Here is a 15,592-nt window from a genome sequence, read left to right as displayed (position 1 = left end):
TCAGTGCGCCGGCCGCCGCGCCCGCGCGGCGTCGAGATCCTCGCACAGCGCGGCCGCGCCTTGCGCGATCCGCGGTGACGGCCGGGTCAGCAGATCGCCGTCGATCGCGAACAGGTTGTTGCGCGCCACGGCCGTCAGCGCGGGCCATGCGCGCCAGCGCGCGAGGCTCGGCAGCGGCGCGTCCGAGCGCGTCGCGCCCGCGCTCGTCGTCACGATCGCTTCCGGATTGGCCGCGAGCACGGCCTCGTCGGTGACGCTCGGCGCGAGCGGCTTCAGCGCCGCGAACACGTTGCGGCCGCCGCACAGCGCAATGACGTCGTTGAACAAGTGCGCGCCGTTGAGCGTCGTCAGCGGCCGGTCCCATACCTGGAAGAACATCGTGACGGGGGCGCGCGCCGCGTAGCGTGCGCGCAGTGCCGCGATGTCGCGCGAGAACGATGCCGCGGCCGCGTCGGCGACCGGTGCCGTGCCGAGCAGCGTACCGAGCTGGCGCAGGGACGTCGCCACGTCGTCGAGGCGCTTCGGTTCGCTGAAGAACAGCGGGATGTGCAGCGCCCGCAGCGCATCGGTCTGCCGTTCGGCATTGCCGTGCCGCCAGACGACGATCAGGTCCGGCTTCAGCGCGGCGATCCGCTCGAGATCGAGCGCCTTGTTGTCGCCGACGCGCGGCACGGCCTGCGCGGCGGGCGGATAGTCGCTGTACGTGACCGTGCCGACCAGCTTCGCGCCGCCGCCGGCCGCGTAGACCAGTTCGGTCGCATGCGGCGCGAGACTGATCACGCGTTGCGCCGGGGCGGGCAGCGTGACGGTATTGCCGGCATCGTCGCGGGCCGTGACGTCGGCGTGCGCGATGGGCGCGTGCGCGAGCGCGACCAGCGTCGCGAGCGGCGGCAGCCGGCGCGACAGGCCCAACAGACGAGCGTTCATGCGGATACCTGTTGCAGCATCGGGACGCACTCCGCGAGCGCACCGGCGACGCGCCGCCATTCGGCTTCGCAGCCCGGCAGGCCGACGCGCACGCTCGACGGTTGCGCGAAGTGCCGCGTCCAGATTCCGCGTGCGGCGAGCGCCGCATGCAGCGCGCCGGCGCGCGGGTCGTCGGTCCAGCTGAAGAGCGGTGTCGCGTGCACGGCGAAGCCGTGCGTGCGCAACAGCGTGGCGAGTCGTTCGCCGTCGGTCGCGAGCCGATCGCGCGCGGCCGCCTGCCATGCGCGATCGGCGAACGCGGCGGTGACCGCGTGACGCGCGGGGCCGCTGACGGTCCATGCGCCGAGCACGTCGCGCAGCGCGGCGACCAGGTCGGGATGCGCGAGCACGAAGCCCGCGCGAATGCCGGCGAGCCCGAAGAACTTGCCGACCGAGCGCAGCACGACCAGACCCTGGCGATCGGTGTACTGCGCGAGCGATGGCGTGGCGCCCGTATCCGCGAAGGCCTCGTCGACGATCAGCGTGCCGCCGCGTGCCGACAGCTGCGCATGCCAGCCGAGCAGCCGTTCGGCCGGCACGCATTCGGCGGTCGGATTATTCGGATTCCCGACGATGACGTGACGTACCGTTGCAGGCAACACGTTCGTGTCGACGTCGAGCGGTACGACGCGATGGCCGTGGCGCGCGAAGGCAGGCGCGTATTCGCCATACGCGAGTGCGGCGACGCCGGCGTCGCCGGTTGGCAGCAGCGCGGGCAACGCGCGGATCGCGGCCTGGCTGCCGGCGACCGGCAGCACGTGCGCGGCATCGGGCGCGTGATAGTAGCTGGCCGCGCACGCGGCGAGCGCATCGCCGTCGTCGGGCAGCCGGCGCCAGGCGTCGGCCGGGACCGGCGGCACCGGATAGCCGACCGGATTGATGCCGGTCGACAGGTCGAGCCAGTCGTCGTGCGGAATGCCGTGGCGGCGCGCGGCTTCGTGCAGGTTGCCGCCGTGCGGGATGCGTGCGTCAGACATGATGGGTAGCGAGGATGAGGGCGCCGCTCGCGACGAGCAGCGCGAGCCACAGCGCGAGCGTGCGCGTGACGAGCGACAGCGCGGCGACGACGTGCACGGCCGTCGCGGGCGCGCCGGTGCCGAGCGCGGGACGGTCTTCGATTTCGCCGTGATAGACGGCCGGGCCGCCGAGCTGCACGTTCAGGCTGCCGGCGCCTGCGGCCATCACGGGGCCCGCGTTCGGGCTGTCCCAGTGGCGTGCCTGCGTGCGCCAGCAGCGCCACGCGGCGGCCGTGTCGCCGAGCAACGTATAGCTCGCGGCGGTGAGGCGTGCGGGCATCCAGTTGAGCGCGTCGTCGAGGCGCGCGGCGGCCCAGCCGAAGGTCAGGAAGCGCGGCGTGCGGTACCCCCACATCGCGTCGAGCGTGTTCGCGAGCCGGAACAGCAGCGCGCCGGGGCCGCCCGCGACGACGAACCAGAAGAGCGCGCCGAAGATTGCGTCGTTGCCGTTCTCGAGCGCCGATTCGACGGCCGCGCGCGACAGCGCACCTTCGTCGGCTTCGCTCGTGTCGCGTGACACGATGCGCGCGGTCAGCGCGCGTGCGGCGTCGAGATCGTGCCGCAGCAGCGCGGCGGCGATCGGTGCGACGTGGTCGGCGAGGCTCTTCGCGCCGAGCGCGAACCACAGCAGCGCGACGTGCAGCGCGGCCGCGAGCGGCCAGGGCAGCACGGCCACGAGCCACGCGGCGAGGGCAACCGGCGGCACCACCGCCGCGACCCATGCGGCGACGCCGACCACGCGGCCGCGCCGGCCCGTGTTCAGCGCGCCTTCGATGCGGCCGGCGAGCCGGCCGAACGCGACGAGCGGATGCCAGCCGGCCGGTTCGCCGACGATGCGATCGACGATCACGGCCGCGACCGCGAGCATCGCGACGACGGGCAGCGACAGCATCAGCATGACGGCGCCCCGGCCTTGAGCTCGAGCGGCAGCCCGGCCACCAGCAGCGTTACGCGTGTCGCGAGCGCGGCGATGCGCTGGTTCAGGCGCCCGAGTTCGTCGACGTAGCGGCGCGTGACCGACCCGAGCGGCACGACGCCGAGCCCGATTTCATTGCTGACGACGATTACCTTCGCGCGTGCGTTGCGCAACGCGTGTTCGAGCCGCTCGACCTGCGCCGCGTACTGCGCGTCGTCGAGCGGTTCGCCGTCGAGCGGGCACAGCAGGTTCGTGAGCCACAGCGTCAGGCAGTCGACGAGCAGGCACGCGCGCGGATCGTCGAGCCGCGCGAGCGTGCCTGCGAGGTCGACGGGCGCGTCGGCGAAGCCCCAGTCGGCCGGCCGGCGCGCGCGGTGATGCGCGATGCGCCGTTCGAACTCGGCATCGGCGGCGCTCGCGGTTGCGGTCGCGATATAGGTGACGGAGCGGCCGCTGTCGGCGGCGAGCCGCTCGGCGTGCGCGCTCTTGCCCGAGCGCGCGCCGCCGAGGACGAAGGTGAGGTCGTGCGGAATCATCGCGTGATTGTAACGGCGCGCGCGCGGCGGCGCGGGCGATAATGCGGCCTTTGCTTCGCCACGACCTTGCACACGATGAACGCACCCGAACCGCCGCCGCGCGGCACGTTGATGATCCAGGGCACGACGTCCGACGCGGGCAAGAGCACGCTCGTCGCGGGCCTGTGCCGCCTCGCGCGCCGCGCGGGGGCGCGCGTCGCGCCGTTCAAGCCGCAGAACATGGCGTTGAACAGCGCGGTGACGGCCGACGGCGGCGAGATCGGCCGCGCGCAGGCGCTGCAGGCGCTCGCCGCGGGCGTGGCGCCCCATACCGATTTCAACCCGGTGCTGCTGAAGCCGACGAGCGATCGCGGCGCGCAGGTGATCATTCACGGCAAGGCGCGCATGAACCTCGATGCGCGTGCGTACCACGACTACAAACCGGTCGCGTTCGACGCGGTGCTCGAATCGTACGCACGGCTGCGCGCCGGCTACGACACGGTGCTCGTCGAAGGCGCGGGCAGCCCGGCCGAGATCAACCTGCGCGAAGGCGATATCGCGAACATGGGCTTTGCCGAACGCGTGGACTGCCCGGTCGTGCTCGTGGCCGACATCGATCGCGGCGGCGTATTCGCGCACCTGGTCGGCACGCTCGCGTGCCTGTCGGACAGCGAGCGCGCGCGCGTGCGTGGTTTCGTCATCAACCGCTTTCGCGGCGACATCAAGCTGCTCGAACCGGGCCTCGACTGGCTGCGCGCGCAGACGGGCAAGCCGGTGTTCGGCGTGCTGCCGTACCTGCACGGGCTGCTGCTCGACGCCGAGGACATGCTGCCGTCGCAGGCACGCAGCGCCGCCGCGCGCGGCGCCGCCGGCGTGCTGCGCGTGGTGGTGCCCGCGCTGCCGCGGATCAGCAACCACACCGATTTCGATCCGCTGCGCGCGCATCCGCAGGTCGAGTTCACGTACTGGAAGAGCGGCCCGGTGCCGGACGCCGACCTGCTGATCCTGCCCGGCTCGAAGAGCGTGCAGCGCGATCTCGCGTGGCTGCGCGACGCCGGCTGGGACGCGGTGATCCGCCGGCACCTGCGCTATGGCGGCAAGGTGATCGGCATCTGCGGCGGGATGCAGATGCTCGGCCGCACGCTCGACGATCCGCTGGGCCTCGAGGGCACGCCCGGTAGCGTGCCGGGGCTCGGGCTGCTCGACTTCGACACGACGCTGCAGCCGGACAAGACGCTGAAGAACGTGACCGGGCATCTCGCGCTGCCCGGCGCGGCCGCCGTGCACGGCTACGAGATCCACATGGGCGACACGCGCGGGCCCGCGCTCGCGGCACCCGCGCTGGCGCTGGCGGCGGGCGACGCACCGGGCGGCGTACGCACGGACGGCGCGGTGTCGGCCGACGGGCAGATCCTCGCGACCTACGTGCATGGGCTGTTCGACGCGCCTGACGGGTGCGCGGCACTGCTCGCGTGGGCCGGGCTCGACGGCGCGGAACGCATCGACTATCCGGCGCTGCGCGAAGCGTCGCTGGCGCGGCTGGCCGATTCGTTCGCCGAGCATCTCGACCTCCGCGCGCTGTACGCCGAGTTCCGCTGACGCACGGCGCGGCCGGCCTGGCATTTTGCGCAGAATCGCGTACAACTCAGGTGGGCGGAGGTCCGCCCGAAGGAGCGCGACGATGAAGGCTCGATGGTGGTTGAGCGTGCTGCTCGCGGCGCTGCTGGGCGCGTCAGCGCTTGCGCACGCGTGCGACTCGTACACACCGGGCGGCGGTTCGACCGGCTCGGGCGACGCCGCACAAGGCAAGAGCGGCGGCTGACAGGCGTATCGGAGACAGGACGTCAGGGCATGATCGGTCATGCCCTTTTTTATGGCTCGATTCGTTCTCAATAGGAATCAATTAAAGCCTTGGTGCGTGTTTATCGGCCGAATCGATTCGAATAGAGTGCAATCCATTCTCAGCCACTCACGAAGGAATTCGCCATGAACCCCAATCGCCTGAACGATCTCGGCGCGACGCTGCTGCGTGTCGCACTCGGCGTGCTGTATCTCGCGCACGTCGCGCAAAAGGTGTTCGTCTTCACGCTGCCCGGCACCGCTCAGTTCTTCGCGTCGATCGGCCTGCCGGGCTGGCTCGCGTACGTGACGACGTTCGTCGAACTGGCCGGCGGCCTCGCGCTGCTCGCGGGTTTCCGCGTGCGCATCGCCGCGCTCGTGCTGCTGCCGTTCATGCTCGGCGCGGTGTCCGCGCATCTGCCGAACGGCTGGAGCTTCGCGTCGCCCAACGGCGGCTGGGAATACCCGGCGTTCTGGGCCGTCACGCTGGCCGTGCAGGCGCTGCTGGGCGGTGGCGCGTTCGCGCTCGGCGCACCGCGCGCCGCAACGCGGACCGCATAAACGGGGCGGGCATCGGCGCGACCCGTTCCGGTGATACCCCGTTTGCCGATATCATCGCTCCCTGTATCCGCAATCGAGCGGCGCCTGCAAGGCGGCAGGCGCCGCGCGGCTTTTTGGGGGAATTCATGACGGTCATCGTGGTGGCGAATCCGAAGGGCGGCGTGGGGAAGAGCACGCTGTCCACCAATCTTGCCGGCTATTTCGCGGCGCAGGGCGCATGGGTCGCGCTCGCCGATCTCGATCGGCAGCAGTCCGCGCATGCGTGGCTCGACCTGCGGCCGGCCGGCCTGCCGGCGATCGAGGCGTGGGAGCTCGATCCGGACGCGCCGTCGAAGCCGCCGCGCGGCCTCGAATATGCGGTGATCGACACGCCGGCCGGCCTGCACGGCAACCGGCTCAGCGTCGCGCTGCAGCTCGCCGACAAGGTGATCGTGCCGCTGCAGCCGTCGATGTTCGATATCCTCGCGACCCAGCAGTTTCTGGAGCGCCTCGCCGGCGAGAAGGCCGTGCGCAAGGGCAGCGTCGAGGTCGGGATCGTCGGGATGCGGGTCGACGCGCGCACGCGCTCGTCCGACCAGCTGCATCGTTTCGTCGAAGGGCTCGGGCTGCCGGTGCTCGGCTACGTGCGCGACACGCAGAACTACGTGCAGATCGCCGCGCACGGCCTGACGCTGTGGGACGTCGCGAAGAGCCGCGTCGAGAAGGATCTCGAGCAGTGGCGGCCGATCGTCGAATGGGCCGAGCGCCGCGCGCCGAAAGCGGAGAAGGTCGGCAAGGCGTCCTGACCGCACTGGCCGAAGCCGGAGAGAACCGACGGCGAATCGACTGCGATCCGGTCGAATGACGAAGGGCCTGATCCGGCATCGCGCCGGATCAGGCCCTTCGTACGTATACGGCTGCACGACACCGGCCGTCACGGCGCGCGCGGCGCCGCGACCGCGACCCGGCGTGTCGCGACACGCCGGCGGCGGCCTGGCTCAGGTCCAGTTCTGGGTCGGCACGTGATCGCGGTGGCCCTTGATCTTGTTGCCTTCGTCGATGAACACGAGCTTCGGCTTCCAGCCGGCCTGCAGCTCGGCTTCGTCGACCATCGCGAACGCCGCGATGATCACGAGGTCGCCGAGTTGGGCGCGGCGTGCGGCCGAGCCGTTCAGCGAGATCATCCCGCTGCCGCGCTCGCCCTTGATCGCGTACGTCGAGAAGCGCTCGCCGTTGTTGATGTTCCAGATGTCGATCCGTTCGTTTTCGACGAGGTTCGCTGCTTCGAGCAGGTCTTCGTCGATCGCGCACGAGCCTTCGTAATGCAGCTCGCAGTGCGTGACGGCCGCGCGGTGGATCTTCGATTTGAGCATGTGGCGCTGCATGGTATCTCCGTGATGCGTGAGAGGCGAGGGCGGGCGGCCCGTCAGATTTCCAGGTTGTCGATCAGGCGCGTCGCGCCGAGCTTCGCGGCCGCGAGCACGACGAGCGGCTCGCCGGCTTCGAGCTCGGCGGCGCTCGGCGCGATCAGGTTCGCGCGGCGGCGGATCGAGATGTAGTCGGGCGCCCAGCCGCGCTCGGCCAGGTGCGTGCACGCGGTCTGCTCGAGCTTGCCGAGGTCGCGTTCGCCGCCGAGCACGCCGTCGCGCACGCGCTGAAGTGTTTTCGCGAGTTCGGGCGCTTCCTTGCGCTCGTCGGTCGTCAGATAGCGGTTGCGCGACGACAGCGCGAGGCCGTCCTCGTCGCGCACGGTCTCGGCCGCGATGATGTCGACCGGCAGCGCGAGCTGCTGGCACATCCGGCGCACGATCATCAGCTGCTGGTAGTCCTTCTTGCCGAACACGGCGACGCGCGGCTGCACGCAGGACATCAGCTTCGTGACGACCGTGCACACGCCGGCGAAGAAGCCGGGGCGGAACTCGCCCTCGAGGATCCCGCCGAGGTCGTCGGGCGGCAGCACGCGGTACTCCTGCGGCTCCGGATACATGTCGCGCTCGGTCGGCGCGAACAGCACGTAGACGTTTTCCTTCTGCAGCTTCTCGATGTCGTCCAGCAGCGTGCGCGGATATTTGTCGAAATCCTCGTTCGGGCCGAACTGCAGCCGGTTGACGAAGATGCTCGCCACGACCGGGTCGCCGTGCTGGCGCGCGAGGCGCATCAGCGACAGGTGACCTTCGTGCAGGTTGCCCATCGTCGGCACGAACGCCGTGCGGTTCTGGCCGCGCAACTGGTCGCGCAGTTCCTGGATCGAGCTGATGACTTTCATGATCGGGTAGCGGGTTCCTCGCGCATGCGCGCGTTGGCGCCGCAACAGCGGCGTCGGGGTCGAAGCGGAGAACGCCGGCGCGCGGGCGGCGCATCGGGCGTCGGCGGATTGTAGAGGATTTGGCCGCCGGGCGCATCGAAAAAAGTACGGTCGTTCACTTTTTAGTCGGGCGTGCCGCTGGCCGGCCACGCGGGCGGGCCCGGCGGCGCAATGCGGTGCGTGGCGGTGTGCGGGGACGACGCGGGCGCGGGGGCGCCCCTTAGGCGGGCAGGTAAGCGAGGCGCACGTAGATCGGCGCGAACGGTTCGGCCTGCGTGATCTCGAGGAGCGACTCGCGCGCGAGCTCGAGCATCGCGATGAAGTTCACGACGACGACCGGCACGCCGCGCGACGTGTCGAACAGGTCGGCGAACTCCATGAAGCGCGCATTCTGCAGCCGGCGCAGGATCAGGCTCATGTGTTCGCGCACCGACAGTTCCTCGCGGGAGATCTTGTGGTGCTGGACGAGCTTCGCGCGCTTGAGCACATCGGCCCACGCGGCGCGCAGGTCGTTCGAATCGACGTCCGGGAAGCGCGGCGTGGTGCTCTGCTCGATGTAGACCTCGGCGCGCAGGAAGTCGCGGCCGAGCTGCGGCAACTGGTCGAGGCGCTGCGCGGCAAGTTTCATCTGCTCGTACTCGAGCAGGCGGCGCACGAGTTCCGCGCGCGGATCCTCGGCTTCCTCGCCGGTGTCGGCCTTCTTGACCGGCAGCAGCATCCGCGACTTGATCTCGATCAGCATCGCGGCCATCAGCAGGTATTCGGCGGCCAGCTCGAGGTTCGACGTGCGGATCTGGTCGACATAACCCAGATACTGCGCGGTGACCTGCGCCATCGGGATGTCGAGCACGTTGAAGTTCTGCTTGCGGATCAGGTACAGCAGCAGGTCGAGCGGGCCTTCGAACGTCTCGAGGAAGATCTCGAGCGCATCGGGCGGGATGTAGAGATCCTGCGGCAGCTTGAAGAGCGGCTCGCCGTACAGGCGTGCGAATGCCGCGACGCCGTCTACCGTGTCGGGCGTCGAATCGGCGCCCGCGGGCGCGGCGACCGCGTCGTCCTGCCGGGCGGCGCTGGCCTCGTCGGCGGCGCTCACGTCGTCAGAAGTTCTGGTAGTAGACGTAGGACGTTTGCTTCACGCGCGATTCCTGCTGCTCTTCGCGCTCGTCGAGGTCGATCGGCTGCTTGTCCCACAGCAGGGAGCGGCCCTTGCGTTGCTCGGCTTCGAGCGTCGGCTTCTGTTGCTTGAGCTGATTCAGGAATTGCGTGACGTCGGACTGGTACGGCATGGCTTGGCTTTCCGTTTCGGGCGGCGCACGATGCGCCGGATTCTCGATGGCGGGATTTTACCGCATCGCGGGGAACAGCCGGCGGCAATCGCGCGTCGAATCCGCTGGCCGGCGCGTGCGGCGCGGCTGGCCGGGCATGACTGGCCGGGCGCGCGCGTCGTTGCGCGCAAGCGTCAAAGCGGCGCCCGCGCGGGCAGGGCCGCTGCCCTGTGGTCAAATACAGGGCTTTCCACGAAACCATGACAACCGAGGGCGAGGTCATATTTGGCGGGTCAGGCGAACCAGCAAGCATATCCGGCGCATGAGGCGGGGCCGCGCGCGGCCCGTCACGTGGGTGATCGCGCACGGCGCGGCGTCGGTGCCGCGGCCCGGGCCGCCCTCGTGGGCTGTCTCGCCGCGTGCGTCGTATTGCCGGCCTACGCAAAGTACGACGTCGACATCGACGCGCCGCGCTCGATCCGCAAGCTCCTCAAGGCCCATCTCGACATTGCGCGCTTCGCGAAGCGCGACGACATCAGCGACGACCAGTTCGACTTCCTCGTGACCGCCACGCCGCAGCAGGTTCGCGACCTGGCCGCGACGGCCGGCTATTTTTCGCCGGTCGTGCGCACCGACGTGCGCACGCGCGACGGCAAGCGCGACGTCCGTGTCGCCGTCGATCCGGGGCCGCAGACCGTCGTGTCGACGGTCGACCTGACGTTCAAGGGGCCCGTCGACACCGAGGATCCGAAGCAGGAGACCGCGACCCGCTTCGCGTTCTCGCTGAAGCCCGGCGATCCATTCACGCAGTCCGACTGGGACACCGCAAAGGGCGAGGCGCTCAAGCAATTGCAGTCGCGCCGCTACCTGGGCGCGAAAATCACGTCGTCGGAGGCGCGCATCGATCCGCGCACGCAGCGCGCGACGCTGGCCGTCGCGTTCGACAGCGGCCCGACATTTACGATTGGCAAGGTTGACGTCGACGGCGTGCGCCGCTATCCGGAGAAGATCGTCACGAACGTCAACCCGCTGTCCGAAGGCGAGATCTACGACGCACGGCGCATCACCGAGCTGCAGCGGCAACTGCAGAACACGCCGTACTACGCGAGCGTCGCGATCGACGTCGGCGACGACACGTCGAAGCCCGAGCTCACGCCCGTGCATGTGAAGGTCAGCGAGTTCCCGTACAACAACATTCGCGGCGGCGTCGGCTACGCGACCGACACGGGCCCGCACGTGCAGGGCTCGTACACGTACCTCGACACGTTCGGCGCCGCGTGGCCGTTCACCGTGTCGGGCCGGGTCGACCAGATCCAGCAGTATGGCCAGGTGCAGCTGTCGATGCCGCCCGGCGAGAAGGGGTGGACCAACAGCGTGCTCGCGTCGTACACGAACACCAACGTGTCGGACACGCGGATCTACAGCGCGCGGATCGGCGCGCAGCGTACGCGCACCGGCCAGTTCATCGACTACGCGTACTCGCTGATGTACTACCAGGACCGGCTCGACCAGAACGGCGCGGGCCCGACCACGAGCCGCGCGCTGGTGCCGCAGTGGTCATGGACGCGCCGCAACGTCGACGATCCGCTGTTCCCGCGCTCGGGCAACCTGATCCACGCGGAGGCCGGCTTCGCGATCAAGGGCGTGCTGACCGACCAGACCTTCATCCGCGGTTACGCGCGCGGCCAGCAGTACGTGCCGATCGGCAAGCGCGACCTGTTCGTGTTCCGCGCGGAGCTCGGCGGCGTGTTCACGAGCGGCAGCTCGACCGGCGTGCCGGCGTCGCTGCTGTTCCGCGCGGGCGGCTCGAACTCGGTGCGCGGCTACGGTTACCAGAGCATCGGCAACAGCGTCGCCGGCTCCGTGCTGCCGACCAAGTACCTGATGACGGGCACCGCCGAATACCAGCACTGGTTCAACCGCGACTGGGGCGCCGCGACGTTCTTCGACATCGGCACCGCGACCGATGCGTGGGGCGAGAAGGTGTTCTACCCGGGTGTCGGCATCGGCGCGCGCTGGCGCAGCCCGGTTGGCCCGATCAACGTCGACGTCGCGTACGGGCTGCGCAACCACAGCGTGCGCCCGTACCTGACGCTCGGCATCGCTTTCTGACCTTATTGCCCGATCCACGACGAACCGCATGACGAAGGACCCGAACGACACCCCGCCGCCTCACGATCCGGATTCGCCCGAGCGCGTGCCCGCCGCGCCGCCGCGCGCACCGCGCCGCGCGCGGGCGGGCCGGATCGTCGGGTGGACGCTCGCGACGGTCGTGCTGCTCGTCGTGCTGGCGGTCGGGCTCGTGCTGGCCGCCGCGACGACCGAGCGCGGCACGCGGCTCGCATGGCAGACGGCCGTGCGCGTGCTGGGCGCTCGGCTGACGGGCACGCTGGAAGGCGGCGCGCTCGCGACCGGCGTGCGGCTGCGCGGCTTCGCGTGGACGAGCCCCGGCGGCGCCGGCACCGAAGTGCGGATCGACCGGCTCGAGGGCCGCTGGGCGCTGACCCGCGCGCCGTGGCGGCTGTCGGTCGCGTACCTGCGCGCGGGCACGATCGACGTGCGGATCGTGCCGGGGCCGTCGACACCGGCCACGACACCGCAGGACCTGAGCCTGCCGCTGCAGGTGCGGATCGACGATCTGCGCGTCGATCACCTGGCGATCCACGAAGGCGGCTCGACGACGCAGCTCGACCATCTCGCGCTGAACGGCCGCAGCGACGGCCGTCACCATGAACTCGCGCTCGACGGCGTCGACACGCCGTACGGCGCGCTCACCGCGCGCGCGAAGCTCGACGGCGTGAAGCCGTTCGCGCTGACGGGCAACGCGACCTACGTGGGCAAGCTCGCCGACGAACCGGTCAACGCGAGCGCGAACGTATCGGGTTCGCTCGAGGCGCTGGTCGCCGACGTCGCCGCGAGCGGGATGAAGCTGAACGGGCGCGCGCACGTCGAGGCCGCGCCGTTCGGCGCGGTGCCGCTCACGCGGGCGTCGATCGCGTTCGAGCACGTGAACCCGCAGGCGATTTCGCCGGGCGCGCCGGCCGCCGATCTCGCGGTGCGCGCGGAGCTGGCGCCCGTGACCGCGCCGGCCGGCGCCGCACCGGCGAAGGGCTTCGCGGTGACGGGCCCGGTGTCGATCGTCAACGCGAAGCCCGGCTTGCTCGGCGAGCACCTGCTGCCGGTCGTCGACGCGCATGCGACCGTGAATCTCGACGCGCATGCGCAGCGGATCGACGGCCTCGCGCTGAAGCTGATCCGCGACGGCAGCGTGACCGGCAGCGGCACGCTGACGGGCGGCAAGGGCCGCTTCGACCTGCAGGTCGCGAATCTCGACCTCAATGCATTCGTCGCCCAATTGCGGCCGATGCGCCTCGGCGGCCCGCTCGGCGTGACGCTCGCGGGCGACGTGACGACCGTCGACTTCAACCTGAACGATCCGAAGCTCGCGCTCGGCGCGCGTGCGAAGGTCGCGCTGACGGCGCAACAGACGGTGCTGACCGATGCGCGCGTGACGGCCGGCAAGGGCCGTATCGACCTGACGGGCGTGTTCCGCCACGACGCGCATTCGAGCTACGACGCGAAGGCGACGCTGACAGCGTTCGATCCGCTGCTGCTCGCCGCGATGAATGCGCCGGGCGCGGCTAGCGGCAAGCCGGCTGCAAAGGCGGCTGCAAAGCCGGCAAAGACGGCCAACGTGGCTAAAGCGACAACCAAGGCGCCGGCCAAGCACGGCGAGACGCGCGTATCGGGCACGCTGACGGCCTCCGGCGCGTTCGCGCCGCAGGTGTCGACAAAGGCGACCTTCAAGCTCGGCGACAGCCTGTACGACGGCGTGCCGCTGACCGGCGCCGGCGTCGTGCAACTGGTCGGCACGCGGATTCTGCCGAGCAACGCGACCCTGTCGATCGCGGGCAACCATGTCGACCTGCGCGGCAGCTTCGGCGCGCCGGGCGACCGGCTGCACTTCGTCGTCGACGCGCCGGAGCTCGACCGGCTCGGCTTCGGCATGCAGGGGCTCGTGCAGGCGCAGGGCGACCTGACCGGCAGCTTCGCGCATCCGAACGTGACGGCCACCTACAAGGCCCAGCACGTCGTGGTCGGCTCGAACCGGATCGGCGCCGCGCAGGGCCACGCCGACATCCGCGACGGCGCGCACGGCGCGCTCGTGTTCACGGCCGACGCGACCGATATCGCGCTCGGCTCGCTGCAATTGAAATCGCTGCGCGCGAACCTCGACGGCACGCGCGCGAAGCACACGCTCGATGCGTCAGCGATGGGGATCGCCGACGGCCGCGTGATCAACCTGACGCTCGCGGCGAACGGCGGCGTGGTCGAGAACCGCGACGGGATGCGCTGGGACGGCACCGTCACGCGCCTCGCGAACCGCGGCACGCCGGCGCTCGCGCTGCAGGCGCCGCTCACCGTCTCGGCCGGCGCCGGCCGCGTGACGCTCGGCGCGACGCGGCTCACGCTCGAAGGCGCGGCGATCGACCTGAAGTCGTTCGTGTTCGATCGCGGCCAGATGCGCTCCGCAGGCTCCGTGCGCGATGCATCGGTCGCGCGTTTCTTCGAGATCCGCCAGGTGCTGACGGGCCAGCGGCCGCCGGTGCGCACCGACGTCGTGCTCGATGCCGACTGGGACTTCTCGCTCGGCGCGAATGCAACGGGCCACGTGCAGGTGAAGCGGCGCGGCGGCGACGTGACGATCGAGAGCGGGCGCGGCATCGCATCGCTCGGGTTGACCGACCTGTCCGCGCGCGCGAGCTTCGTCCCCGGCAACCGGCTCAACGTGGTGGCGCTCGCGAAGGCGAACCGGATCGGCTCGCTCGCCGCGAACGTCACCGTGCCGTTCGCGCTGCGCGACGGCGTGTTCGGCGTCGTCGACGACGGCCCGCTGTCGGGCCGCATCGACGCCGACATCCCGTCACTGAAGGCGACCGGCAACCTGTTCGGGCCGAGCTACCTGCTCGGCGGGCGCGCGGCGCTGAACCTGACGATCGCGGGCACGCCGGTGAAGCCGAACGTGTCGGGGATGCTGACGGGCGACGATCTGTCCGCGACGCTCGTCGACCAGGGCGTGCAGCTGAAGGACGGCATCGTGCGCGTGAAGCTCGCGGAGAACCTCGTCGAATTCCAGCAGGTCGAGTTCCACGGTGGCGACGGCACGCTGCGCGCGATCGGCCGCGTGCGTCTCGACGGCGAGGCGCCGGACCTGACCGCGAGCATCGTCGCGGACAAGCTCGAGCTGTTCGCGGCACCGGACCGCAAGCTGTCGCTGTCGGGCAAGGCGACCGTCGCGAACGACGGGCCGCGCGGCGCGCTGTCGATCGACGGCAAGTTCGTCGTCGATCGCGCGCTGTTCGACCTGCCGGAGAACGGGGCGCCGCATCTGTCCGACGACGTCGTGATCGTGCGCCCGGACGGCACGGTGCGCGGTGACGTGCAGACGGGCACCGCGGTCGCGAAGCCGCAGAAGGTCGACGAAAAGCCGGCGCCGTCGCTCGCGCCGCGCGCCAACATCGACATCGGCCTCGGCAACAACTTCCGCTTCAGGGGCCACGGCGCGGACCTCGGGCTGCGCGGCACGATCACCGTGATGAGCGCGCCGGGCGTGCCGCTGCGCGCGGTCGGCAACGTGCGCGTGACGGAAGGGTCGACCTATACGTCGTTCGGCCGCAAGCTCGCGGTCGAGAACGGTTTCTTCACGTTCAACGGCCCGGTGTCGAATCCGGGCATCAACATCCTCGCGATGCGGCGCAACCAGGAGGTCGAGGCCGGCGTGCAGGTCATCGGCACGATCCAGTCGCCGACGGTCAAGCTCGTGTCCGAGCCGAACGTCACCGACAACGAGAAGCTGTCGTGGCTGCTGTTCGGTCACGGCACCGACCAGGGCAACAACGTCGGCCAGCAGAATGCGATGACCGCCGCGCTTGCGCTGCTCGGCAGCGCGACCGGCAAGCGGGTCGCGCAGAGCATCGGTCTCGACGAATTCTCGATCGGCCGCAGCGATGTCGGCCTGACCGATTCGCAGGTCGTGCAGATCTCGAAGGCGATCAACGAGCGCTTCGTGCTCGGCTACGAGCAAGGGCTGCAATCGGCGAGCAACGCGTTCAAGGCGACGATCAACCTGACGCGCTTCTGGTCGGTGTCCGCGTATGGCGGCACGTTCCAGGGCGTCGACCTGAACTACACGCGGCGCTTCGATCGCTGGTTCAGCCAGCGGTGATCAA

General features: G+C 70.4%; 14 protein-coding genes. 6 read left to right on the top strand and 8 right to left on the bottom strand.

The window, feature by feature from the left end; translation table 11 throughout:
* The 4 genes from LMA02_RS12495 to cobU are packed head-to-tail and all read right to left on the bottom strand — an operon-like array spanning window position 1 to window position 3,434.
* The gene (locus LMA02_RS12495; protein ID WP_228905214.1) at window positions 1–927 is read right to left on the bottom strand and encodes a cobalamin-binding protein; all 927 of its coding nucleotides are present in this window, start codon (window positions 925–927) and stop codon (window positions 1–3) included.
* The gene (gene cobD, locus LMA02_RS12490) at window positions 924–1,943 is read right to left on the bottom strand and encodes a threonine-phosphate decarboxylase CobD (RefSeq protein ID WP_228905212.1); all 1,020 of its coding nucleotides are present in this window, start codon (window positions 1,941–1,943) and stop codon (window positions 924–926) included. Before cobD ends, LMA02_RS12495 begins: the two co-directional genes overlap by 4 nt.
* Window positions 1,936–2,880: an adenosylcobinamide-phosphate synthase CbiB gene (gene cbiB / locus LMA02_RS12485; protein WP_228905210.1), complete on the bottom strand. Its 945-nt coding sequence runs from the start codon at window positions 2,878–2,880 to the stop codon at window positions 1,936–1,938. The genes cobD and cbiB overlap by 8 nt, the downstream gene beginning before the upstream one ends.
* Entirely contained in the window at window positions 2,874–3,434 is a 561-nt protein-coding gene (cobU, locus tag LMA02_RS12480; protein ID WP_006754519.1) for a bifunctional adenosylcobinamide kinase/adenosylcobinamide-phosphate guanylyltransferase, read from the bottom strand. The genes cbiB and cobU overlap by 7 nt, the downstream gene beginning before the upstream one ends.
* Window positions 3,435–3,509: 75 nt before the next feature.
* Here cobU and LMA02_RS12475 point away from each other — a divergent pair, with 75 nt between their 5' ends.
* The 4 genes from LMA02_RS12475 (at window position 3,510) to LMA02_RS12460 (ending at window position 6,598) form a co-directional block, all read left to right on the top strand.
* Entirely contained in the window at window positions 3,510–5,012 is a 1,503-nt protein-coding gene (locus LMA02_RS12475) for a cobyric acid synthase (protein WP_228905208.1), read from the top strand.
* 82 nt (window positions 5,013–5,094) lie between these two features.
* Entirely contained in the window at window positions 5,095–5,235 is a 141-nt protein-coding gene (locus LMA02_RS12470) for a hypothetical protein (RefSeq protein ID WP_166488180.1), read from the top strand.
* Window positions 5,236–5,399: 164 nt separating this feature from the next.
* Entirely contained in the window at window positions 5,400–5,813 is a 414-nt protein-coding gene (locus LMA02_RS12465; protein WP_124827279.1) for a DoxX family protein, read from the top strand.
* A gap of 125 nt (window positions 5,814–5,938) precedes the next feature.
* The gene (locus LMA02_RS12460; RefSeq protein WP_011657659.1) at window positions 5,939–6,598 is read left to right on the top strand and encodes a ParA family protein; all 660 of its coding nucleotides are present in this window, start codon (window positions 5,939–5,941) and stop codon (window positions 6,596–6,598) included.
* Window positions 6,599–6,790: 192 nt separating this feature from the next.
* On the opposite strand, the gene panD is transcribed toward LMA02_RS12460, so the two are convergent.
* The 4 genes from panD to LMA02_RS12440 form a co-directional block, all read right to left on the bottom strand.
* Window positions 6,791–7,177, bottom strand: coding sequence for an aspartate 1-decarboxylase (panD, locus tag LMA02_RS12455; RefSeq protein WP_006754524.1), 387 nt, complete (start codon window positions 7,175–7,177; stop codon window positions 6,791–6,793).
* Between the two features lie 41 nt (window positions 7,178–7,218).
* Entirely contained in the window at window positions 7,219–8,058 is an 840-nt protein-coding gene (gene panC / locus LMA02_RS12450) for a pantoate--beta-alanine ligase (RefSeq protein ID WP_228905206.1), read from the bottom strand.
* 259 nt (window positions 8,059–8,317) lie between these two features.
* Complete coding sequence (locus LMA02_RS12445) at window positions 8,318–9,190, bottom strand: segregation and condensation protein A (RefSeq protein ID WP_166726286.1); 873 nt, start codon at window positions 9,188–9,190, stop codon at window positions 8,318–8,320.
* Window positions 9,191–9,194: 4 nt separating this feature from the next.
* On the bottom strand, window positions 9,195–9,383 hold the full coding sequence (locus tag LMA02_RS12440) for a DUF3460 family protein (protein WP_166726287.1): 189 nt from the start codon (window positions 9,381–9,383) through the stop codon (window positions 9,195–9,197).
* A gap of 264 nt (window positions 9,384–9,647) precedes the next feature.
* Between LMA02_RS12440 and LMA02_RS12435 the strand changes: the two genes are divergently transcribed.
* The gene (locus tag LMA02_RS12435) at window positions 9,648–11,474 is read left to right on the top strand and encodes an autotransporter assembly complex protein TamA (RefSeq protein WP_228905204.1); all 1,827 of its coding nucleotides are present in this window, start codon (window positions 9,648–9,650) and stop codon (window positions 11,472–11,474) included.
* Window positions 11,475–11,502: 28 nt separating this feature from the next.
* Window positions 11,503–15,588 (top strand): translocation/assembly module TamB domain-containing protein, encoded by a 4,086-nt coding sequence (locus tag LMA02_RS12430; protein ID WP_228905202.1) that lies wholly within the window; start codon window positions 11,503–11,505, stop codon window positions 15,586–15,588.
* Window positions 15,589–15,592: the final 4 nt, after the last annotated feature.

It is taken from the genome of Burkholderia sp. B21-005, assembly GCF_020843965.1.
In the GTDB taxonomy this organism is placed as follows: Bacteria; Pseudomonadota; Gammaproteobacteria; order Burkholderiales; family Burkholderiaceae; genus Burkholderia; species Burkholderia ambifaria.
Note: the sequence above shows the minus strand (reverse complement) of the source record. Positions and strands in the feature narration are given on the sequence as shown.

Coding starts and splice junctions, on each gene's coding strand:
- LMA02_RS12495 (WP_228905214.1), bottom strand. CDS start 927: ATGAACGCTCGTCTGTTGGGCCTGTCGCGCCGGCTGCCGCCGCTCGCG.
- cobD (WP_228905212.1), bottom strand. CDS start 1,943: ATGTCTGACGCACGCATCCCGCACGGCGGCAACCTGCACGAAGCCGCG.
- cbiB (WP_228905210.1), bottom strand. CDS start 2,880: ATGCTGATGCTGTCGCTGCCCGTCGTCGCGATGCTCGCGGTCGCGGCC.
- cobU (WP_006754519.1), bottom strand. CDS start 3,434: ATGATTCCGCACGACCTCACCTTCGTCCTCGGCGGCGCGCGCTCGGGC.
- LMA02_RS12475 (WP_228905208.1), top strand. CDS start 3,510: ATGAACGCACCCGAACCGCCGCCGCGCGGCACGTTGATGATCCAGGGC.
- LMA02_RS12470 (WP_166488180.1), top strand. CDS start 5,095: ATGAAGGCTCGATGGTGGTTGAGCGTGCTGCTCGCGGCGCTGCTGGGC.
- LMA02_RS12465 (WP_124827279.1), top strand. CDS start 5,400: ATGAACCCCAATCGCCTGAACGATCTCGGCGCGACGCTGCTGCGTGTC.
- LMA02_RS12460 (WP_011657659.1), top strand. CDS start 5,939: ATGACGGTCATCGTGGTGGCGAATCCGAAGGGCGGCGTGGGGAAGAGC.
- panD (WP_006754524.1), bottom strand. CDS start 7,177: ATGCAGCGCCACATGCTCAAATCGAAGATCCACCGCGCGGCCGTCACG.
- panC (WP_228905206.1), bottom strand. CDS start 8,058: ATGAAAGTCATCAGCTCGATCCAGGAACTGCGCGACCAGTTGCGCGGC.
- LMA02_RS12440 (WP_166726287.1), bottom strand. CDS start 9,383: ATGCCGTACCAGTCCGACGTCACGCAATTCCTGAATCAGCTCAAGCAA.
- LMA02_RS12430 (WP_228905202.1), top strand. CDS start 11,503: ATGACGAAGGACCCGAACGACACCCCGCCGCCTCACGATCCGGATTCG.